The organism is Cellulomonas algicola, from assembly GCF_019024305.1.
GTDB classification, from domain to species: domain Bacteria; phylum Actinomycetota; class Actinomycetes; order Actinomycetales; family Cellulomonadaceae; genus Cellulomonas; species Cellulomonas algicola.
In genome coordinates, this window is record NZ_JAHKSJ010000019.1 from 36,057 (window position 1) to 57,546 (window position 21,490).

The 21,490-nt window shown below is 74.1% G+C and carries 17 protein-coding genes; all 17 read left to right on the forward strand.

From position 1 onward, the window contains the following. Nucleotides 1–49 precede the first annotated feature (49 nt). The 17 genes from KOV94_RS15390 to KOV94_RS15470 all read left to right on the forward strand — a co-directional run bounded on the left by KOV94_RS15390 (nt 50) and on the right by KOV94_RS15470 (nt 21,431). Nucleotides 50–1,912, forward strand: coding sequence for an ABC transporter ATP-binding protein (locus tag KOV94_RS15390; RefSeq protein ID WP_218052511.1), 1,863 nt, complete (start codon nt 50–52; stop codon nt 1,910–1,912). Next, a complete protein-coding gene (locus tag KOV94_RS15395; protein WP_218052512.1) occupies nt 1,909–3,732 on the forward strand; it encodes an ABC transporter ATP-binding protein in 1,824 nt (607 codons plus the stop codon). The genes KOV94_RS15390 and KOV94_RS15395 overlap by 4 nt, the downstream gene beginning before the upstream one ends. Nucleotides 3,733–3,880: 148 nt before the next feature. Continuing rightward, entirely contained in the window at nt 3,881–4,342 is a 462-nt protein-coding gene (gene hisI, locus KOV94_RS15400) for a phosphoribosyl-AMP cyclohydrolase (RefSeq protein WP_308160582.1), read from the forward strand. Beyond that, nucleotides 4,339–5,913 (forward strand): anthranilate synthase component I, encoded by a 1,575-nt coding sequence (locus tag KOV94_RS15405; RefSeq protein ID WP_218052513.1) that lies wholly within the window; start codon nt 4,339–4,341, stop codon nt 5,911–5,913. Before hisI ends, KOV94_RS15405 begins: the two co-directional genes overlap by 4 nt. Beyond that, nucleotides 5,910–6,494 (forward strand): Trp biosynthesis-associated membrane protein, encoded by a 585-nt coding sequence (locus tag KOV94_RS15410; protein WP_218052514.1) that lies wholly within the window; start codon nt 5,910–5,912, stop codon nt 6,492–6,494. The genes KOV94_RS15405 and KOV94_RS15410 overlap by 4 nt, the downstream gene beginning before the upstream one ends. Before the next feature lie 109 nt (nt 6,495–6,603). After that, complete coding sequence (locus tag KOV94_RS15415; RefSeq protein WP_218052515.1) at nt 6,604–6,909, forward strand: HGxxPAAW family protein; 306 nt, start codon at nt 6,604–6,606, stop codon at nt 6,907–6,909. A 100-nt stretch (nt 6,910–7,009) separates the two neighbouring features. Further along, entirely contained in the window at nt 7,010–7,525 is a 516-nt protein-coding gene (locus KOV94_RS15420; RefSeq protein ID WP_124342517.1) for a DUF4190 domain-containing protein, read from the forward strand. A 4-nt stretch (nt 7,526–7,529) separates the two neighbouring features. Continuing rightward, the gene (locus KOV94_RS15425) at nt 7,530–7,931 is read left to right on the forward strand and encodes a DUF2752 domain-containing protein (protein WP_124342518.1); all 402 of its coding nucleotides are present in this window, start codon (nt 7,530–7,532) and stop codon (nt 7,929–7,931) included. 65 nt (nt 7,932–7,996) lie between these two features. Next, the gene (locus KOV94_RS15430; RefSeq protein ID WP_218052516.1) at nt 7,997–8,617 is read left to right on the forward strand and encodes a DUF4190 domain-containing protein; all 621 of its coding nucleotides are present in this window, start codon (nt 7,997–7,999) and stop codon (nt 8,615–8,617) included. Between the two features lie 144 nt (nt 8,618–8,761). Continuing rightward, nucleotides 8,762–9,574, forward strand: a complete 813-nt coding sequence (gene trpC / locus KOV94_RS15435) for an indole-3-glycerol phosphate synthase TrpC (protein ID WP_124342520.1) — start codon at nt 8,762–8,764, stop codon at nt 9,572–9,574. 41 nt (nt 9,575–9,615) lie between these two features. Then, the gene (gene trpB, locus KOV94_RS15440; protein ID WP_168678603.1) at nt 9,616–10,887 is read left to right on the forward strand and encodes a tryptophan synthase subunit beta; all 1,272 of its coding nucleotides are present in this window, start codon (nt 9,616–9,618) and stop codon (nt 10,885–10,887) included. A gap of 73 nt (nt 10,888–10,960) precedes the next feature. Continuing rightward, entirely contained in the window at nt 10,961–11,815 is an 855-nt protein-coding gene (trpA, locus tag KOV94_RS15445) for a tryptophan synthase subunit alpha (protein WP_124342521.1), read from the forward strand. Next, nucleotides 11,812–12,693: a prolipoprotein diacylglyceryl transferase gene (lgt, locus tag KOV94_RS15450; RefSeq protein WP_218052517.1), complete on the forward strand. Its 882-nt coding sequence runs from the start codon at nt 11,812–11,814 to the stop codon at nt 12,691–12,693. The genes trpA and lgt overlap by 4 nt, the downstream gene beginning before the upstream one ends. 152 nt (nt 12,694–12,845) lie before the next feature. After that, the gene (gene gltB / locus KOV94_RS15455) at nt 12,846–17,417 is read left to right on the forward strand and encodes a glutamate synthase large subunit (RefSeq protein ID WP_124342523.1); all 4,572 of its coding nucleotides are present in this window, start codon (nt 12,846–12,848) and stop codon (nt 17,415–17,417) included. Next, complete coding sequence (locus KOV94_RS15460; protein WP_218052518.1) at nt 17,410–18,876, forward strand: glutamate synthase subunit beta; 1,467 nt, start codon at nt 17,410–17,412, stop codon at nt 18,874–18,876. Before gltB ends, KOV94_RS15460 begins: the two co-directional genes overlap by 8 nt. A 95-nt stretch (nt 18,877–18,971) precedes the next feature. Then, nucleotides 18,972–20,408, forward strand: coding sequence for a pyruvate kinase (pyk, locus tag KOV94_RS15465; protein ID WP_124342525.1), 1,437 nt, complete (start codon nt 18,972–18,974; stop codon nt 20,406–20,408). 117 nt (nt 20,409–20,525) lie between these two features. After that, nucleotides 20,526–21,431, forward strand: coding sequence for a ribonuclease Z (locus KOV94_RS15470; RefSeq protein ID WP_218052519.1), 906 nt, complete (start codon nt 20,526–20,528; stop codon nt 21,429–21,431). The last annotated feature ends 59 nt before the right edge of the window (nt 21,432–21,490 follow it).

Sequence of the window (21,490 nt, forward strand, 5' to 3'; positions counted from 1 at the left end):
CCTCCCGAAAGGCCTGCGCGTGCGCTCGCGAGCTCCCTCGTCGCGACCGATGACGCTCACCGGCTCGGCACCCCGCCGGGCCGCGACGATCGTGGTCCGCGGCATCGCGGCGCACCCGTGGACCTACGCGGTCGCGATCGGCACGTCGGCGGTCTTCGGCGTCTCCGTCGTGGCCGTGAGCCGCGTGCTCGGGTGGGTGACCGACGAGGTCGTCGTGCCCGCGCTCGCCGGCTCCGCGCAGGCCGGCGACCGGATCTGGCTCGCCGGCCTGGCGCTGCTGGCCGTCGCCGTGACGCTCGCGGTCTCGGTCGCGGGACGACGGATCTTCGCCGGCATGGGGTTCGCCCAGATCCAGGCGGACCACCGCACGCGGGTCACCCGGCAGTACCTGCGCCTGCCGATGTCGTGGCACAAGCAGCACCCCACGGGTCAGCTGCTGTCGAACGCGAGCGCCGACGTCGAGGCGTCGACCGGGGTGTTCAACCCCCTGCCGTTCGCGCTCGGCGTCGTCGTCATGCTCGCGGTGGCGGCCGTCGGGCTGCTGGGCACCGACGTGTGGCTCGCGCTCGCCGCGCTCGTCGTCGTGCCGCTCGCCCTCGTCGCCAACTTCGTGTTCCAGCGGCGGATGGCACCCGCGGTCGGCCACGCCCAGGAGCTGCGCGCCGGGGTCGCCGACGTCGCCCACGAGAGCTTCGAGGGCGCGCTGCTCGTGAAGGCCCTCGGCACGGAGGAGCGCGAGGCCGCGCGGTTCGCGGCCCGTGCACGCGAGCTGCGCGACGCGAACGTCCGGGTCGGCGTCGTCCGCGCGTTCTTCGACCCCGTCATCGACGTGCTGCCGAGCCTCGGCACGCTGCTGGTGCTCGTCGTCGGCGCCGTGCAGGTCGCGGCCGGACGGATCGGCACGGGCGACGTCGTCGCGGCGGCCTACCTGCTCACGCTGCTGGCGGTGCCCGTGCGGGCGTTCGGCTGGGTGCTCGGCGAGCTGCCGCGCGCGCTGGTCGGCTACGACCGCATCGCGCGCGTCGTCGACGCCCGCGGTGCGCTGCCCGCCGGGACCACGCGATGGACCCCGCCGCCCGGCGGTGCGCGCGTCGAGCTCCGTGACGTCAGCCTCGCGGTCCCCGGTCCGCGTGGTCCCGTCGAGCTGCTGCACGGCGTCGACCTCGACGTCGCCCCCGGTCGTGTCGTCGCGGTCGTCGGGCCGACGGGCTCGGGGAAGTCGACCCTCGTGTCCCTCGTCGGCCGCCTGAGCGACCCGACGACCGGCAGCGTCCACGTCGACGGCACGGACCTGCGCGACGTCGTCCCTGCCGACCTGTCGCGGCACGTCGCGTTCGTGTCGCAGTCGACCTTCGTCTTCGAGGACACCGTCCGCGGCAACGTCACCCTCGCCGACGCCGACGACCCGCAGGCGCCCTCCGACGACGCGGTCTGGGAGGCGCTGCGTGCCGCGCACGTCGACGACGTCGTGCGCGCGCTGCCCGGCGGGCTCGACGCGCCGCTCGGCGAGCGCGGCGCGAACCTCTCGGGCGGGCAGCGGCAGCGCCTCGCGCTGGCCCGGGCGCTGGTCCGCGATCCACGCGTGCTCGTGCTCGACGACGCGACGTCCGCGGTGGACCCCCGCGTCGAGCAGGCGATCCTGCGCGGCCTGCGCGACGACCGCGCGGGGTCGCCCACGGTGCTCCTGGTCGCCTACCGGATGTCGTCCGTGCTGCTGGCCGACGAGGTCGTGCACGTCGAGTCCGGCCGGGTGGTCGACCGCGGCTCGCACGTCGAGCTCCTGGCGCGCGACGACGGCTACCGGGCGCTCGCCACCGCGTACGAGGAGGAGTCGGCGCGCCGGGCCGCCGACGGCGTCGAGGAGCTCGACGACGACCCGCAGCCGGTGCCGGCCGGGGAGGACGCCCGATGAGCGCGACGACGTCGGGCACGCCCGACCACCGGATGGCGTCCGCGAGCACGCTGGGCATCCTCGCGACCCTGCGCCGCGGCCTCGAGGTGTCGCCGCAGATGCTGCGCGGGTGGCGCGTGACGCTCCTGCTCGCGGTGCTGGCCGCGCTCGGCAAGGTGCTCGTGCCGCTCGTGGTCCAGCAGACCGTCGACACGGGCATCCTCGCGCCCGGCGGACCGGACGTCCCGCGCGTGCTCACGCTCACGGGCGCGGCGGCCGTCGGGCTCCTCGCTGCCGCGGTGTGCTCGGCGTACGTCAACGTCCGCCTGTTCCGGTCGAGCGAGGACGGGCTGCTCGCGCTGCGCACGCGCGCGTTCCGGCACGTGCACGACCTGTCCGTCCTCACGCAGCACACCGAGCGGCGCGGGTCGCTCGTCAGCCGCGTCACGTCCGACGTCGACACCATCTCGCTGTTCGTGCAGTGGGGCGGGATCATGCTGCTCGTCTCGGTGCTGCAGATCGTCGCCGCCTCGGTCCTCATGGCGCTGTACTCGTGGCAGCTCACGCTCGTCGTGTGGCTCGGCTTCATCCCCCTGCTGCTCGTCCTGCCGCCGCTGCAGCGTCGGGTCAACGCGCGGTACTCCGCGGTCCGCGAGCGGTACGGCGCGATGCTCGGCACGGTGTCGGAGTCGGTCGTGGGCGCCGAGACGATCCGCGCGTACGGCGCCGCCGACCGCACCCAGCGCCGCCTCGACGCCGCGATCGCCGCGACGCGCAGCGCGATGGTGCGCGCGCAGAACCTCGTGTCCGTCGTCTTCTCGAGCGGCGTGCTCGTGTCGAACGTGGTCCTCGCGCTCGTCGTCGTCATCGGCACGTTCCTCGGCGTCCGCGGCGACGTCTCGGTGGGTCGCCTGCTCGCCTTCCTGTTCCTCGTCCAGCTGTTCACGGGTCCCGTCCAGATGGCGACCGAGATCCTCAACGAGCTCCAGAACGCGGTGGCCGGGTGGCGGCGCGTGCTCGGCGTGCTCGAGACGCCGGTCGCGGTGCAGGACCCGGGCCCCGACGGCGTGCCCAGCGCGCGCGGTCCCGCGACGGTCGAGCTGCGCGACGTGGCCTTCGCGTACCCCGAGGGTCGCCGCGTCCTGCACGACGTCGACCTGGAGGTGCCCGCGGGCGCGTCCGTGGCCGTCGTCGGGGCGACCGGCTCCGGCAAGACGACGATCGCCCGGCTCGTCGCGCGCCTCGTCGACCCCGAGCACGGGCGCGTGCTGCTCGACGGCACCGACCTGCGGGACATCCCCGCGACGGACCTGCGCGCCCGCGTCGTGCTCGTCCCGCAGGAGGGCTTCCTGTTCGAGGGCACGGTCGCCGAGAACGTCGCGTACGGCCTGCGGACGCCCGACGGCACCGCTCCCGACCCCGCCGACGCACGCGTGCGCGACGCCGTCGAGGCGCTCGGGCTCGGTCCCTGGGTCGACGAGCTCGCCGCCGGGCTCGACACCGACGTGGGCCAGCGCGGCGAGTCCCTGTCCGCGGGGGAGCGCCAGCTCGTCGCGCTCGCACGCGCCTACCTCGCCGACCCCGACGTGCTGCTGCTCGACGAGGCGACGAGCGCGGTCGACCCCGCCACCGAGGTCCGCCTCGTGCGCGCGCTCGAGGAGCTGAGCACGGGCCGCACGACGCTGACCATCGCGCACCGGCTGTCCACCGCCGAGGCCGCCGACCTCGTCGTCGTCGTCGACGCCGGGCGCGTCGTCGAGACGGGGCACCACGCCGAGCTCGTCGCGACCGGCGGCACCTACGCGGCGATGCACGCCGCCTGGGTCGCGCAGACCCGCTGACACCCGCGGCCCGCGGCGTCCGGACCCGTCGACGCGCGGGCGCGGGAGACCGGGACGCGCTGCCGCGCCGAGGCGCGCGCACGCCCCCGCCGACGTCGGTCCCGGACACCGGCCCTGGCGGGACGCGCCACCGTGGCAGGATCGGTCCGTGCCTCGCGAGAACCCGTCCGCCACCCTCCTCGACCCGCAGGTCGCGCAGCGGCTGCGCCACGACGAGCACGGCCTCGTCGCGGCCGTCGTGCAGCAGCACGACACGCGCGAGGTCCTCATGGTCGGCTGGATGGACGACGAGGCGCTGCACCGCACCCTGACGACCGGCCGCGTGACGTTCTGGAGCCGTTCGCGCCAGGAGTACTGGCGCAAGGGCGACACGTCCGGGCACGCGCAGTACGTCAAGGCCGTGTCGCTCGACTGCGACGGCGACGCGCTGCTCGTCGAGGTCGACCAGGTCGGCGCCGCCTGTCACACCGGCACCCGCACGTGCTTCGAGGCCGGGGGACCGCTCGCGGTCGTCGCCGGTCACCGACCCGACGTGGCAGCCGCTGTCGCACCCACCGACGCCGTCGTGCCCGCACCGGCCGACGCAGCCGCACCCGAAGGAGACGCATGACCGCGCCCGCCGCCCACGTCCCCGTCGACGTCGTCACCGCGGACGTCCCCTGGGGCGGCACGTGGCCGTCGGTCGACACGTTCCGGGCGCTCGCGGCGGACCGGCGCGTCATCCCCGTCGTGCGCCGGCTGCTCGCGGACGACGTCACGCCCGTCGGCCTGTACCGCACGCTCGCGGCGGGCCGCCCCGGCACGTTCGTGCTCGAGTCCGCGGAGTCCGACGGCACGTGGAGCCGCTGGTCGTTCGTCGGCGTCCGCTCGCGCGCGACGCTCACGGTCCGCGACGGCGCGCCCGTGTGGGTCGGCGACGTGCCCGTGGGCGTCCCGACGGAGGGCGACGCGCTCGACGTGCTCGGCCGCACGCTCGACGTCCTGCGCACGCCCGCGATCCACGGCCTGCCGCCGCTGACCGGTGGGCTGGTCGGGGCGCTCGGGTGGGACGTCGTGCGGCACTGGGAGCCGACGCTGCCCGCGAAGGCGCCCGAGGAGCTCGGCGTCCCCGAGCTCACGCTGCTGCTCGCGACCGACCTCGCGGTCGTCGACCACCACGACGGCTCGGTGTGGCTGGTCGCCAACGCGATCAACTTCGACGACACCGACGAGCGCGTCGACGAGGCGCACGCCGACGCCGTCGCGCGGCTCGACGCGATGCAGCGCGCGCTGCTGGACCCGGCGGAGCCGGGCGTCGCGGCGCTCGCCGACGTCCCCGAGCCCGAGCTGGAGTTCCGCTCGACGCGCGCGGAGTTCGAGCAGGCGGTCGGCATCGGCAAGGAGGCCATCCGCGACGGCGAGGTGTTCCAGGTCGTGCTCTCGCAGCGCCTCGACCTCGACTGCCCGGCCGACCCGATCGACGTCTACCGCGTGCTGCGGACGATCAACCCGAGCCCGTACATGTACTACCTGCAGCTCCAGGACGCGGACGGGCACGACTTCGCGGTCGTCGGCTCGAGCCCGGAGACGCTCGTCAAGGTGACCGACGGGCGCGTCGTGACGTTCCCGATCGCCGGGTCCCGCCCACGCGGCGCGACGCCCGAGGAGGACCGCGCGCTCCAGGACGAGGTGCTCGCCGACCCCAAGGAGCGCGCCGAGCACATCATGCTCGTCGACCTGTCCCGCAACGACCTCGTCAAGGTCTGCGAGCCCTCGAGCGTCGAGGTCGTCGAGTTCATGGCGGTCAAGCGGTACTCGCACATCATGCACATCTGCTCGACGGTCGTCGGGCGGCTGCGCACGGGCGCGACGGCCCTCCAGACGCTCACCGCGACGTTCCCCGCGGGCACGCTGTCGGGCGCGCCCAAGCCCCGTGCGATCGCGCTCATCGACGAGATCGAGCCGGCCCGCCGCGGCATCTACGGCGGCACCGTCGGCTACTTCGACTTCGCGGGCGACATGGACATGGCGATCGCGATCCGCACGGCGCTCATCCGGGACGGTCGCGCGAGCGTGCAGGCGGGCGGCGGCATCGTCGCCGACTCGGTCCCCGCGCTCGAGTACGCCGAGTCGCGCAACAAGGCGGCCGCCGCGGTCCGCGCGGTCCAGGTCGCGTCCCGGCTCCGCCGGGTCGCCGAGTGACGACCGCGCCGGCCCCTGCGGCCGCGCGCTCGCGGGGTCGCGGCCGGGCGGCGGGCGTGCTCGTCCTGCTGGCCGCCGCGTCCGCCGGCGCTGCGGTCCCGACCTGGCTCACCGCGACCGGTGTGACGGCGCTGCGGGGCACGGTCGACGTCCCGGCGACCGGCACCCAGGTCGCGCCCGCCGTGCTCGGCGCCGCGGTCGTGCTGCTCGCGACCGCCGCGGCCGTCGCGCTCGTCGGGCCGGTGGGGCGGTGGCTCGTCGCGGCCGTCACGGTGCTCAGCGGTGCGGTCGTCGTCGGCGCGACCGCCGCCGTCCTCGCGGACCCGCACGGCGCCGCGGTGCCAGTCGTGACGCAGGAGACGGGGGTCGGCCGGGTCGTCGGCGACGTGGGCGTCACGGCGTGGCCGTGGGTGAGCGTCGCCGTCGGGATCGCCGTCGTGGTCGCGGCGGGCTGGCTCGTGCGCGCCTCGCGCACCTGGCAGGGACCGTCCCGTCGGCACGAGTCGCCAGGGGCGGGCGGCGGCCCCGTCGACGAGCGCGGCGCGTGGGACGCGCTGAGCCGCGGCGACGACCCGACCTGACCGTGTCCTGCGGTCGCCGTGCGCGGGTCGTGAGCACGTCCTGCGCAGGTCGGAGGGCCGTGCGGTCCGATAGGGTGGGCCGCGAACCGAGCACGAAGGGCACCACCTGATGTCTGACCAGTCCCTCGCGCACCGCGCGCAGAACGTCACCCGGACCGAGACGGTCCACCTCCCGCCCGCGACCCCCCCGGTCAACCACGGCAAGACGGTCGCCGGCTGGACGACCACGTACGGCGTCCTCGTCGGCGGTGTCGTCATGTCCGTCGCGGTGGTCTTCGCGCTCGTGTGGCTGTTCTGGGTCGGCCTCGGTGTCGCCCTCGTCGCCGTCGTGCTCGGCAAGGTCCTGCAGGGCATGGGCTACGGCCAGGGCGGCGTGCACACGCAGTCCCGGGACGGACGACCCGGGGCGCACTGACGCCCGGCCCGTCCGCGGGCAGCTCGATCCCGCGCGCGGCCGCACGCGGGCCCCGTCTGCGACCGGCCGTGACCCGGTCGCCACTCCGCCTGGAGGATGGATGTCGACCCCCAACGAGCCGCAGAACCCGTTCGAGAAGGGCTCCGAGCCCGAGGGTGGCGCGCCCGGCTACCCCGCGGCACCGCCGCCGCCCGCGGGTGGCTACCCGGCTGCCCCGCCGCCGCAGCCGTCCCAGCCGCAGGGCTACCCGTCGGCCCCGCAGTACCCGTCGGCCCCGCAGTACGGCGGCGCCCCGCAGTACGGCGGCCAGCAGGCCTACGGCACCCCGTACCCGAAGAACAGCCTCGGCGTGTGGGCGCTCGTCCTCGGCATCGCGTCGTTCGTGCTCTCGTGCGGCCTCGTGACGGGCATCCCGGCCATCATCGTCGGCAACAACGCGAAGAAGGCCGTGCAGCGCGGCGAGGCGAACAACGGCGGCCTCGCGACCGCGGGTGTCGTGCTCGGCTGGATCGCCACCGTGCTGTCGATCCTCGGCATCATCCTGTTCGCCGTCCTGTTCTCGAACGCCGAGTTCCGTGACGCGTTCGTCGACGGCTACAACTCCTCGAGCTACTGACGTCGTGGCGGCGTCCGGCCTGGCCCGGACGCCGCTGCTCGTCGGTGCGGGGACGCTGCTCGCCACGGTCGCGGTCGCCGTCCGCGACCCGCACGTCGCGGGCAGCTGGGGCGCGTGCCCCCTGCACCTGCTGACGGGGCTGTGGTGCCCCGGCTGCGGCGGCATGCGGGCGGTGCACGACCTCACGCACGGCGACCTCGCGGGGGCGTGGGGCATGAACCCGCTGCTCGTCGTGCTGCTGCCGCTCGCGGTCGCCGGGTGGGCCGTGTGGACATGGCGTGCGGTGCACGGGCGCCGCACGCAGGCGCCCCGGCACCCGGCCTGGGCGTGGTCCTTCCTCGCCGTGATCGTGTCCTTCGCCGTCCTGCGCAACCTCCCGCAGCTCGCGCCGTACCTCGCCCCCTGACCGCGCCGCCCCCGTGACCGTGCCCGCCGTGGGCCCTGCCACGGCCAGCCCTCCGGAGCCCGACGATGAGCAGCACCGACCCGCAGGACCCCGCGACGCCGGCGCCCGACCCGTGGCGCAAGCCCGAGACGGGCAGCACGAGCGGTGCCGCGCCCGCTCCCGTGCCCGACGCGGTGCAGCCGTACGCGTCCGGCCCGGCGTACCCGTCGGGCGAGGCGTACCCGTCGAGCCCGGCGTACCCGTCCGGTGAGACGTACCCGCCGAGCCCGGCGTATCCGTCCGGTGAGGCGTACCCGTCGAGCCCGGCGTACCCGTCCGGCGCGGCGTACCCGCCGGCACCGACCTACGGCGCGCCCGTGCAGCACCCCGTGCCCGGCGGCTACCCGCCCGCGCAGGCGTACGGCTACCCGGCCTACGGCGGCTACCTTCCCAAGAACAGCTATGCGGTCTGGTCGCTCGTGCTCGGCATCCTCGGTCTCGTCTCGTGCGGCTTCTTCACGGGGATCCCCGCGATCGTCGTCGGCAACAACGCCAAGAAGGCGGCCGCCAACGGCGAGGCGGACAACCCGGGCATGGCGACCGCTGGCGTCGTGCTCGGCTGGATCGGCACGGGATGGTCGGGGCTGGTCGTCGTCGGCTACCTGGTCTTCGTCGTCGTCATGCTGCTCACGACCGCGTCCGCCTGACCGGTCCGCCGGGTCAGGCGCCCGTTCCACGGAGCGGCCTGTGGTCGGGGTCACCCGACGGTCCCCGTACCATGGCCAGGTCAGACCCGCCCGCCACGTCGGCGCGAGCGGACTGGGCCGACCGGGGGAAGGGGTGAGGCTTCGATGACCGTGCTCGACGACATCGTCGCAGGCGTCAAGGAGGACCTTGCTGTCCGGGAGGCGGCGACGCCGCTCGCCGCCGTCAAGGAGCTCGCCGCGAAGCGGCCGTCCGCGATCGAGTGCGTCGGCCGGCTCCGCGTCGAGGACGCGGTCACGGTCATCGCCGAGGTCAAGCGGTCCAGCCCCAGCAAGGGTGCGCTCGCCACGATCACCGACCCCGCCGCGCTCGCCGCGGAGTACGAGAAGGGCGGCGCGACCGCGATCTCGGTGCTCACCGAGGAGCGCCGGTTCAAGGGGTCGCTCGCGGACCTCGACGCCGTCCGCGCGCGCGTCGACATCCCGGTCCTGCGCAAGGACTTCGTCGTCAGCCCCTACCAGGTGTGGGAGGCGCGCGCGCACGGCGCGGACCTCGTCCTGCTCATCGTCGCCGCGCTCGAGCAGACCGTGCTCGAGTCCCTCGTCGAGCGCGTGCACTCGCTCGGCATGACGGCCCTCGTCGAGGTGCACGACACCGAGGAGGTCGCGCGAGCGGTCGACGCCGGCGCCCGCGTGATCGGGGTCAACGCGCGCAACCTCAAGACGCTCGACGTGGACCGGACGACGTTCTCCCGCGTCGCGCCGTCGATCCCGTCCGACGTGGTCAAGATCGCCGAGTCCGGCGTGCGCGGGCCGCACGACGTCATGGACTACGCGCGGGCCGGGGCGGACACCGTCCTCGTCGGCGAGGCGCTCGTCACCGACGACGCCCCCCGCCAGTCGGTCGCCGACCTGGTCGCCGCGGGCGCGCACCCCTCGCTGCGGGCGGTGCGCCAGTGACCGCACGTCGCGGCGCCGGGCCGTCGGACACCCCGCTGCACCTGGACACCGCGGGCGGTCCGCTCGCGACGCACGCCGGGCCGTACTTCGGCGACTTCGGCGGGCGGTACGTCCCCGAGGCACTGATCGCGGCGCTCGACGAGCTCGACACCGAGTACCACAAGGCGCTCACCGACCCGGCGTTCGGGCGTGAGCTCGCGCGACTGCACCGCACGTACACGGGCCGGCCGAGCCCGTTGACGGAGGTCCCGCGGTTCGCGCGGCACGTCGGCGAGGGCGTGCGGGTGTTCCTCAAGCGCGAGGACCTCAACCACACCGGCTCGCACAAGATCAACAACGTGCTGGGCCAGGCGCTCCTCGTGAAGCGCATGGGCAAGACGCGCGTCATCGCGGAGACGGGCGCGGGCCAGCACGGCGTCGCGACGGCGACCGCGGCGGCGCTCCTCGACCTCGAGTGCGTCGTCTACATGGGCGAGGAGGACACGCAGCGCCAGGCCCTCAACGTCGCGCGCATGGAGCTCCTCGGTGCGACGGTCGTGCCCGTGACGATCGGGTCGCGGACGCTCAAGGACGCGATCAACGAGGCGCTGCGCGACTGGGTCGCGAACGTCGAGACGACGCACTACCTGCTCGGCACGGTGACGGGCCCGCACCCGTTCCCCGAGATGGTGCGCGACTTCCACAAGATCATCGGCGAGGAGGCGCGCGCGCAGCTCCTCGAGGAGATCGGTCGCCTGCCCGACGCCGTCGCGGCGTGCGTCGGCGGCGGGTCGAACGCGATGGGCATCTTCAACGCGTTCCTCGACGACGCCGACGTCCGGCTGTTCGGCTTCGAGGCCGGCGGCGCGGGCATCTCGTCGGGCCGGCACGCAGCGCGCTTCTCGGGCGGCCTCCCGGGCGTCCTGCACGGCGCGAAGTCCTACCTCCTGCAGGACGAGGACGGCCAGACGCTCCCGAGCCACTCCGTCTCGGCGGGCCTGGACTACCCGAGCGTGGGCCCTGAGCACGCGTGGCTGCACGACATCGGCCGCGCGCAGTACCGGCCCGTGACGGACGACGAGGCGATGGAGGCGTTCCGCCTGCTGTGCCGGACCGAGGGGATCATCCCCGCGATCGAGTCCGCTCACGCGCTCGCCGGCGCGATCCAGCTCGGTCGCGAGGCCGCGACGTGGCGGGGCGACGACGGCCACGACCCGGTGCTGCTCGTCAACCTGTCGGGTCGCGGGGACAAGGACGTCGCGACGGCGGCCGCCTGGTTCGGCCTGATCGAGGACGAGCCGGTCGTGCTGGCCGACGAGAACGAGCAGCTGTGACGTCGCCGCGGGGCGACGGGACGACGAGGACGACGCGGCGGGGACGCACGCGGTCGGGCGACGAGGAGGGCCAGTGAGCACGGTGGACGTCCGGTCGGCGACCGGGGAGCGGCTCGACGCCCTGCGCGCGGGCGACGGCGGGGCGACCGGCCGCGCGGCGCTGGTCGGCTACCTGCCTGTCGGCTTCCCGACGCTTCCCGGGTCGGTCGACGCGGTGCGGGCGATGGTCGACGCGGGCGTCGACGTCGTCGAGCTCGGCGTCCCGTACACCGACCCCGTGATGGACGGGCCCGTCATCCAGCGTGCGGTCGACGTCGCGCTCGGCGGCGGCACGCGCGTGCGGGACACGCTCGCCGCGGTCGAGCAGGTCGCGGGCCGCGGCGCGCCGGTGCTGGTGATGAGCTACTGGAACCTCGTCCTGCGCTACGGCGTCGAGGCGTACGCGCGCGACCTCGCCGCGGCCGGCGGTGCCGGTCTCATCACGCCGGACCTCATCCCCGACGAGGCGCAGGACTGGGTCGCCGCGTCGGACGCGCACGGCCTGGACCGCGTGTTCCTCGTCGCGCCGAGCTCGACGCCCGAGCGGCTCGCGTCGACCAGCGCCGCATCGCGCGGCTTCGTGTACGCGGCGTCGACGATGGGCGTGACGGGGGAGCGCGCGACCGTCGGGTCGCGGGCCGAGCAGCTCGTCGCGGACACGCGTGCCGCGGGCGCCCAGCGCGTCTGCGTGGGGCTGGGCGTGTCGCGCCGCGAGCAGGCGGCCGAGGTCGCGCGGTACGCCGACGGCGTCATCGTCGGGTCGGCGCTGGTCCGGCCGCTCCTCGACGCGCACGAGTCCGGCGACCCGACCGGCGGCATCGACGCGCTCGCGCGGGTCACCGCCGACCTCGCCGACGGCGTCCGCTCGGCGGTGCGGGGCGCGCGGTGAGCGCCGCGGTCCTCGCGTCGATCCCGAGCCCGTCGCAGGGCGTCTGGCACCTCGGGCCGTTCCCGGTCCGCGCGTACGCGATCGCGATCCTGCTGGGCATCGTCGCGGCGCTGTGGCTCACGCGGCGCCGCTGGGCCGAGCGCGGGGGCGACCCGGACACCGTCCTGGAGATCTCGTTCTGGGCGGTGCCGTTCGGGATCGTCGGCGGGCGGATCTACCACGTCATCACGTCGCCGCAGGCGTACTTCGGCGAGGGCGGCGACCCGGTGCGCGCGCTGTTCATCTGGGAGGGCGGCCTCGGGATCTGGGGCGCGGTGGCGTTCGGCGCGGTCGGCGCGTGGATCGGCTGCCGCCGTCAGGGGGTGCGGCTCGCGCCGTTCGCCGACGCGCTCGCGCCCGGTCTGCTCGTCGCGCAGGCGATCGGCCGGCTCGGCAACTGGTTCAACCAGGAGCTGTTCGGCGGCCCGACGACGCTCCCGTGGGGCCTGCAGATCGACGACGCGCACCTGCCGGCGGGGTTCGAGTCCGGCACGCTGTTCCACCCGACGTTCCTGTACGAGATCCTCTGGAACCTCGCGGGTGCTGCGGTGCTGGTCTGGGCGGACCGCCGGTTCAAGCTCGGTCACGGCCGCGTGTTCTGGCTCTACGTCGTGATCTACACGACCGGGCGGCTGTGGATCGAGCTCGTGCGCATCGACCCGGCGAACACGATCCTGGGGCTCCGGGTCAACGTCTGGACGTCCATCATCGTGGGCCTCGGCGCGCTGGTAGCGTTCGTGGTGGTCGGGCGCCGTCATCCAGGGCGCGACACGACCCTCCTGCTGGCACCCCCGACCGTGCAGGACGACGAGGAGAGCACGTCCGACGCCGCTCGCTGACCGCGAGCGGGGTGTGACCCACCTCACAAAGTGGCGATGCGGCTCGCAATGTTTCCGGGTTGTATCGTCACCCCACGTTTGGGCCGACGACGTCCCGCGTTCCCCCCATGTTCGACAAACCCCGGCCCCCGGGGATCGTGAGGACGGTGCAGATGTCGACGTCGCACGTGAGCCCTGACGCGCTCGTCACGCGGTCGGGCGCGGCACAGCAGGGTCTCTACGACCCCGCCGCCGAGCACGACGCCTGCGGCTTCGCCTTCGTCGCCACCCTGCGTGGCACCCCCGGTCGCGACATCGTCGACGCCGGCCTGACGGCGCTGCTCAACCTCGACCACCGCGGCGCCGTGGGCGCCGAGGAGGACAGCGGCGACGGTGCGGGGATCCTCACCCAGATCCCCGACGCGTTCCTGCGCGACGTCGTCGACGCCGAGCTCCCGCCCGCCGGGTTCTACGCGATCGGCATGGCGTTCCTCCCGGTCGACGAGGCCGAGCAGCGCACGGTCGTCGCCGCGGTCGAGGCCATCGCCGCCGAGGAGAAGCTCGACGTCCTGGCCTGGCGCGAGGTCGTCGTCACGGCCGACCTCGTCGGTCCCACGGCGCGCGCGTCGATGCCGGTCTTCCGGCAGCTCGTCGTCGCCGACCCCTCGCGCGAGCTCGCGGGCCTGGACCTCGACCGCCGCGCCTACCGGCTGCGCAAGCGCGCCGAGCGAGAGCTGGGCCTGTACTTCGCGTCGCTGTCGTCGCGCACGCTCGCGTACAAGGGCATGCTCACGACGGGCCAGCTCGAGCCGTTCTTCGCCGACCTGTCCGACCCGCGCTACGCGTCCGAGATCGCGCTCGTGCACTCGCGGTTCTCGACCAACACGTTCCCGTCCTGGCCGCTCGCGCAGCCGTTCCGCCTCGTCGCGCACAACGGCGAGATCAACACGGTGCGCGGCAACCGCAACTGGATGGCCGCGCGCGAGGGCACCCTCGCGAGCGAGGCGCTCGGCGACCTCGCGCCCCTGCTGCCCGTCTGCACCCCCGGGGGCTCGGACTCGGGCAGCTTCGACGAGGTGCTCGAGCTGCTGCACCTGTCCGGCCGCTCGCTGCCGCACGCGGTCATGATGATGATCCCGGAGGCGTGGGAGAACCACGCCCAGATGGACCCCGCCCGCCGCGCGTTCTACGAGTACCACTCGACGCTCATGGAGCCGTGGGACGGCCCGGCGGCGATGACGTTCACGGACGGCACGCTCATCGGCTCGGTGCAGGACCGCAACGGCCTGCGCCCCGGCCGCTACTGGGTCACCGAGGACGGCCTGGTCGTGTGCGCGTCGGAGGCCGGCGTGCTCGACCTCGACCCGGCGACGGTCGTCGCGAAGGGCCGCCTCGAGCCGGGCCGCATGTTCCTCGTCGACACCGGCAAGGGCCGGATCGTCGAGGACGACGAGATCAAGGCCCAGCTCGCGGCGCAGCGGCCGTACGCCGAGTGGGTCCGCGACCACTCCGTGTACCTCCAGCAGCTGCCCGAGCGCGAGCACGTCGCGCACTCCGCGGCGTCGGTGCGTCGTCGGCAGCGCACGTTCGGCTACACCGAGGAGGAGCTCAAGATCCTCCTCTCGCCCATGGCGGCGACGGGTGCGGAGCCGCTGGGCGCCATGGGCTCCGACACGCCCGTCGCGGTGCTGTCGAACCGGCCGCGCATGCTGTTCGACTACTTCACGCAGATGTTCGCGCAGGTGACGAACCCGCCGCTCGACGCGATCCGCGAGGAGCTCGTCACGGCGATCGGCGGGGCGATCGGTCCCGAGCCGAACCTGCTCGAGGACGGCCCGGGCCACGCCCGCAAGCTCGTGCTGCCGTTCCCGGTCCTCGACAACGACCAGCTCGCGAAGATCGTGCACGTCCAGAAGGAGCCGTCGCTCGGCTTCCGCGCGACGACGATCCGCGGCCTGTACCGGGCGGCGGGCGGGGGAGCGGCTCTCGAGTCGCGCCTCGAGGAGATCTTCGCCGAGGTCGACCGCGCGGTCGCCGACGGCGTGAGCTTCCTCGTGCTGTCCGACCGGAACTCCGACGCCGAGCTCGCGCCGATCCCGTCGCTGCTGCTGCTGTCCGCGGTGCACCACCACACGCTGCGCCGGCACACCCGCACGCAGATCTCGCTCGTGGTCGAGGCCGGCGACGTGCGCGAGGTGCACCACGTCGCGCTGCTGATCGGCTACGGCGCGGCCGCGGTCAACCCGTACCTCGCGATGGAGTCCGTCGAGGACCTCGCGCGCAACGGCTACCTGCCGGGCGTCTCGCCCGACAAGGCGGTCAAGAACCTCATCAAGGCGCTCGGCAAGGGCGTCCTCAAGGTCATGTCGAAGATGGGCATCTCGACGATCGCGTCGTACCGCGGCGCCCAGGTCTTCGAGGCCATCGGCCTGTCGCAGCCGCTCGTCGACCGGTACTTCACCGGCACCACGAGCCGGCTGGGCGGCATCGGCCTCGACGTCATCGCGGCCGAGGTCGCGGCGCGGCACGAGGACGCGTACCCCGCGTCCGGCAACCGCCAGCCGCACCAGCGGCTCGCCGTCGGCGGCGAGTACCAGTGGCGTCGCGACGGCGAGGACCACCTGTTCGACCCCGAGACGGTGTTCCGCCTGCAGCACTCGACGCGCACGCGCCAGATGGACGTGTTCCGCGAGTACACGCACCGCGTCGACGAGCAGTCGTCGCGGCTCATGACGCTGCGCGGCCTGCTCGCGTTCAAGGACGGCGTGCGCCAGCCGGTGCCGGTCGACGAGGTCGAGCCCGTCAGCGAGATCGTCAAGCGGTTCAACACGGGCGCGATGTCGTACGGCTCGATCTCCGCGGAGGCGCACGAGACGCTCGCGATCGCGATGAACCGCCTCGGCGGCAAGTCGAACACGGGCGAGGGCGGCGAGGACCCGGAGCGGCTGTACGACCCCGAGCGGCGCTCGGCGATCAAGCAGATCGCGTCCGGCCGGTTCGGCGTCACGAGCGAGTACCTTACGCACGCGGACGACATCCAGATCAAGCTCGCGCAGGGCGCCAAGCCCGGCGAGGGCGGTCAGCTGCCCGGTCACAAGGTCTACCCGTGGGTGGCGAAGACGCGGCACTCGACGCCCGGCGTGGGCCTCATCTCGCCGCCGCCGCACCACGACATCTACTCGATCGAGGACCTCGCGCAGCTCATCCACGACGCGAAGAACGCGAACCCGTCGGCGCGGATCCACACCAAGCTCGTCTCCGAGTTCGGGGTCGGCACGATCGCCGCGGGTGTCGCCAAGGCGCACTCCGACGTCGTGCTGATCTCGGGGCACGACGGCGGCACGGGTGCGAGCCCGCTGACGTCGCTCAAGCACGCCGGCACGCCGTGGGAGATCGGCCTCGCCGAGACCCAGCAGACGCTCGTCCTCAACAACCTGCGCGACCGCGTGGTCGTGCAGGTCGACGGCCAGCTCAAGACCGGCCGCGACGTCGTGATCGGCGCGCTGCTGGGCGCCGAGGAGTTCGGCTTCGCGACCGCGCCGCTCGTCGTGTCGGGCTGCATCATGATGCGCGTCTGCCACCTCGACACGTGCCCGGTCGGCGTCGCGACGCAGAACCCGGAGCTGCGGTCGCGGTTCACCGGCAAGCCCGAGTTCGTCGTCACGTTCTTCGAGTTCATCGCGCAGGAGGTGCGCGAGCTGCTCGCGCAGCTCGGGTTCCGCTCGATCGAGGAGGCCGTGGGCCACGTCGAGCTGCTGGACACGCGCGCCGCGATCGACCACTGGAAGGCCGAGGGCCTCGACCTGACGCCGGTGCTCGCGGTCCCGGACCCGCTGCCGGGCTCCACGCTGCACAACTCCGCGACGCAGGACCACGGACTGGACCGCGCGCTCGACAACCAGCTGATCTCGCTCGCGACCGACGCGCTCGAGCGCCAGGAGCCCGTGCGCATCGCCCTGCCGATCCGCAACGTCAACCGCACGGTCGGCACGATGCTCGGCCACGAGGTCACCAAGCGGTACGGCGGCGCGGGCCTGCCCGACGACACGATCGACGTGACCGTCACGGGCTCGGCCGGTCAGTCGTTCGGCGCGTTCCTGCCCCGCGGCATCACGCTGCGGCTGTTCGGCGACGCGAACGACTACGTCGCGAAGGGCCTGTCGGGCGGCCGGATCGTCGTGCGCCCCGACCGCAGCGCGGTGCTCTCGCAGCACGACGTGGTCGCGGGCAACGTCATCGGCTACGGCGCGACGTCCGGGCAGGTCTTCCTGCGCGGCCGCGTCGGCGAGCGGTTCGGCGTCCGCAACTCGGGCGCGACGCTGGTCGTCGAGGGCGTGGGCGACCACGGCCTCGAGTACATGACCGGCGGCACCGTCGTGGTCCTCGGCCGCACCGGCCGCAACCTCGGCGCCGGCATGTCGGGCGGCACGGCGTACGTGCTCGACCTCGACGTGCCGCTCGTCAACCTCGAGGCGGTCCGCTCCGGCGAGCTGTCCCTCGACCCCCTCGACGACGAGGACGCCGCGCTCGTCGAGGGCCTGCTGCGCACCCACCTGGAGGAGACCGGCTCGCCGGTCGCCGCGCAGCTGCTCGAGGACCCGACGGCGACCCGGGCGCGGTTCACGCGCCTCCTGCCCACCGAGTACGCCCGCGTCCGTCGTGCGCTCGCGCAGGCCGAGGCCGACGGCCTCGACCCCGCGGCGCCCGGCGTGTGGGACCAGATCCTGGAGGTGGCCCGTGGCTGACCCCCGCGGCTTCCTGAAGGTGCGGGAGCGCGAGCTCCCGCCCAACCGTCCGGTCGAGGTGCGTCTGCGCGACTGGAAGGACGTCCACGCCCACCGGCAGGACGGCCAGCCGTACCTCAAGGAGCAGGCGGGCCGCTGCATGGACTGCGGCATCCCGTTCTGCCACAACGGCTGCCCGCTCGGGAACCTCATCCCCGAGTGGAACGACCTGGTGTGGCGCGGGCAGTGGTCGGACGCGATCGACCGGCTGCACGCGACGAACAACTTCCCCGAGTTCACGGGGCGGATCTGCCCGGCGCCGTGCGAGTCGAGCTGCGTGCTCGGCATCAACCAGCCGCCGGTGACGATCAAGAACGTCGAGGTCTCGATCATCGACGAGGCGTTCGACCGCGGGTACGTGACGCCGCAGGTGCCGCAGCGCCTCACCGGGCACACCGTCGCGGTCGTCGGCTCCGGGCCCGCCGGGCTCGCGGCCGCCCAGCAGCTCACGCGCGCCGGCCACACGGTCGCCGTGTACGAGCGGGACGACGCGGTCGGCGGCCTGCTGCGCTACGGCGTGCCCGACTTCAAGCTCGAGAAGGTCCACATCGACCGCCGCCTCGCGCAGATGGAGGCCGAGGGCACCCGGTTCCGCCCGGGCGTCGAGATCGGCCGCGACATCACGTGGGAGCAGCTGCAGGCCCGCTACGACGCGATCGTCATCGCGACCGGCGCGACCGTCCCGCGCGAGCTGCAGGTGCCGGGCAAGGAGCTCGGCGGCGTGCACGTCGCGATGGACTTCCTGCACCAGGCCAACGCCGTCGCCGCCGGCCGCGAGGTGCCCGACCAGATCACCGCGACCGGCAAGCACGTCGTCATCATCGGCGGCGGCGACACCGGCTCCGACTGCCTCGGCACCGCGCTGCGCCAGGGGGCGGCGTCCGTCACGACGCTCGCGATCGGCAAGCGCCCGCCCGAGGAGCGCCCCGCGCACCAGCCGTGGCCGACCGACCCGATCCTCTTCGAGGTGTCGTCGTCGCACGAGGAGGGCGGCGAGCGCGACTACCTCGCGTCGACCGTCGAGTTCCTCCCGGGCGAGGACGGCAGCGTCGCACGCCTGCGTCTCGCGACCACCGAGTACCTCCCCGACGGTCGTCGCGTCCCGACGCCCGGCACCGAGCGGGAGATCCCGGCCGACCTCGTGCTCGTCGCGATGGGCTTCACCGGCCCGGAGACCGCGCCGCTCACCGAGCAGCTGGGCGTCGAGCTCACCGCACGCGGCCTGGTCACCCGGTCGGACGACTTCTCCACGACCGTCCCCGGCGTGTTCGTCGCGGGCGACGCCGGTCGCGGGCAGTCTCTCGTCGTGTGGGCGATCGCGGAGGGCCGTGCTGCCGCGGCCGCCGTCGACACCTACCTCTCGGGCGGCACCGAGCTGCCCTCCCCGGTCACGGCCAGCACCGTGGCGCTGCGCCCCTGACCCCACCAGGACCGCCACGTTGTACCGGTCGGCGCCAGTGCCTCCACCGGGACGTTGGTCCGACCACGCCCACCAGGAAGGCATAGGCTCGAGCCATGCGTAGAGCAAAGATCGTCTGCACCATCGGACCTGCGACGGAGTCCGCCGAGCAGATCCAGGCCCTCGTCGACGCCGGGATGGACGTCGCACGGATCAACCGCAGCCACGGCGACACCGAGGCGCACAAGAAGGTCTACGACAACGTGCGCGCGGCGTCGAAGGCGTCGGGCCGCTCAGTCGCGGTCCTCGTCGACCTCCAGGGTCCGAAGATCCGCCTCGGCCGGTTCGTCGAGGGTCGCCACGACCTCGCCGTGGGCGACGTGTTCACGATCACGACGGACGACATCGAGGGCACCAAGGAGCGCGTCTCGACGACGTTCAAGGGCCTCGTCGGCGACGTCTCGCCCGGCGACCCGATCCTCATCGACGACGGCAAGGTGCTCGTCCGCGTCACGGCGGTCGAGGGCAACGACGTCATCACGCGCGTCGAGGTCCCCGGCCCCGTCTCGAACAACAAGGGGCTGAACCTGCCGGGCGTCGCGGTGTCCGTCCCCGCGATGAGCGACAAGGACGAGGCCGACCTGCGCTGGGCGATCCAGATCGGCGCCGACATCATCGCGCTGTCCTTCGTGCGCAACGCCGCGGACTACGACGACGTCCGCCGGATCATGGAGGAGGAGGGCCGGGTCGTCCCGGTCGTCGCCAAGATCGAGAAGCCGCAGGCCGTCGACAACCTGGCCGAGATCGTCGCCGCGTTCGACGGCATCATGGTCGCCCGCGGCGACCTGGGCGTCGAGCTGCCGCTCGAGCAGGTGCCGCTCGTGCAGAAGCGCGCGGTCGAGCTGGCCCGCCGGAACGCGAAGCCGGTCATCGTCGCGACGCAGGTCCTCGAGTCCATGACGACGAACCCCCGCCCGACGCGCGCCGAGACCTCGGACTGCGCGAACGCGGTGCTCGACGGTGCGGACGCGGTCATGCTCTCGGGCGAGACGAGCGTCGGCGACTACCCGATCGAGACGGTCCGCACGATGGCCCGGATCATCGAGGCGACCGAGGAGCTCGGTCGGGAGCGCATCGCCCCCCTCGGCTCGACCCCGCACACGCGCGGTGGCGCGATCACCCGCGCGGCTGCCGAGATCGGCGAGACGCTGGGCGTGAAGTACCTCGTGACGTTCACGCAGTCCGGTGACTCGGCGCGCCGCATGTCGCGCCTGCGGTCGTCGATCCCGCTGCTGGCCTTCACGCCGGTCGAGTCGGTGCGCAACGTGCTGTCCCTGAGCTGGGGCACGCAGACGTACCAGGTGCCCACGGTCGAGAGCACGGACCACATGGTCGCGCAGGTCGACCAGACGCTGCGGGCGAACGGCCTCGCCGAGGTCGGCGACTACGTCGTCGTGGTCTCGGGTGCGCCGGTCGGCGTCGTCGGCTCGACGAACTCGATCGTCGTGCACAAGATCGGCGACGAGGAGAACCCGGGCGGTCGCGTCGCCTGACGCACGCGACGTCACGCCCGACGGCATGCAGGTGCCGAGGAGCGACGCGAACGGGCCCCGGTCTTCCGGGGCCCGTTCGTCGTCCCGGCGGCGGGGCCCGACTCGAAGGAGGGTGCGGTGCGCGAGCTCGTCGTCCTGGGGACCGCGTCGCAGGCGCCGACGCGCACGCGCAACCACAACGGCTACCTGCTGCGGTGGGACGACCAGGGCATCCTGTTCGACCCGGGCGAGGGGACGCAGCGCCAGCTGCTCCTGGCGGGGGTCGCGTCGTCGGCGGTCACACGCATCTGCCTGACGCACGCGCACGGCGACCACACGTTCGGTCTGCCCGGCATCCTGTCGCGCATGTCGCTGGACGGTGTCGCGGACCCCGTCCCGGTGCACTACCCGGCGTCGGCGGACCCCGTGGTGCGCGCGCTCGTGGCGCTCGCACGTCCGGGCGTGGACGTCCGGCTGCACCCGCACGGCGCCGCGGGCGAGGTCGCGCCGGGTCTGCGCGTCGAGCCGCTGCGCCACCGCGTGGAGACGTTCGGGTACCGGCTGACGGAGCCGGACGGCCGCACGCTCCGCCCCGCGCTGCTCGAGGAGGCGGGGGTGCGCGGCGCCGACGTCGGGGTGCTCGTCGCGCAGGGCCGCTGGCGCGACGTGCGCCTCGAGGACGTGAGCGTCCCGCGGCGGGGCCAGTCGTTCGCGTTCGTCATGGACACCGCACCGTGCGACGGTGCGGCTGCGCTCGCGCAGGACGTCGACCTGCTGGTCGCGGAGTCGACGTACGCGGACGAGGACGCGGCGCTCGCGCGCGAGCACCTGCACCTCACGGCGGGGCAGGCCGGAGCCCTCGCGGGGGCGGCCGGGGTCGGCACGCTCGTCCTCACGCACTTCTCGTCGCGGTACACCGACGTGCGGCCGCTCGCCGAGCAGGCCCGCGCGGCGGCCGCGTCGTCGCGTCGTCCCGGGGGCGTCGCGGTGCGGACCGTCGACGACCTCGACCGGGTCCCGCTGCCGCGCCGCCGGTCGGGCTGACGGCGCCGTCGGCCGGGCGGACGACGGTCGCCGGTCGGCCTGACGACGGCAGCGGGCAG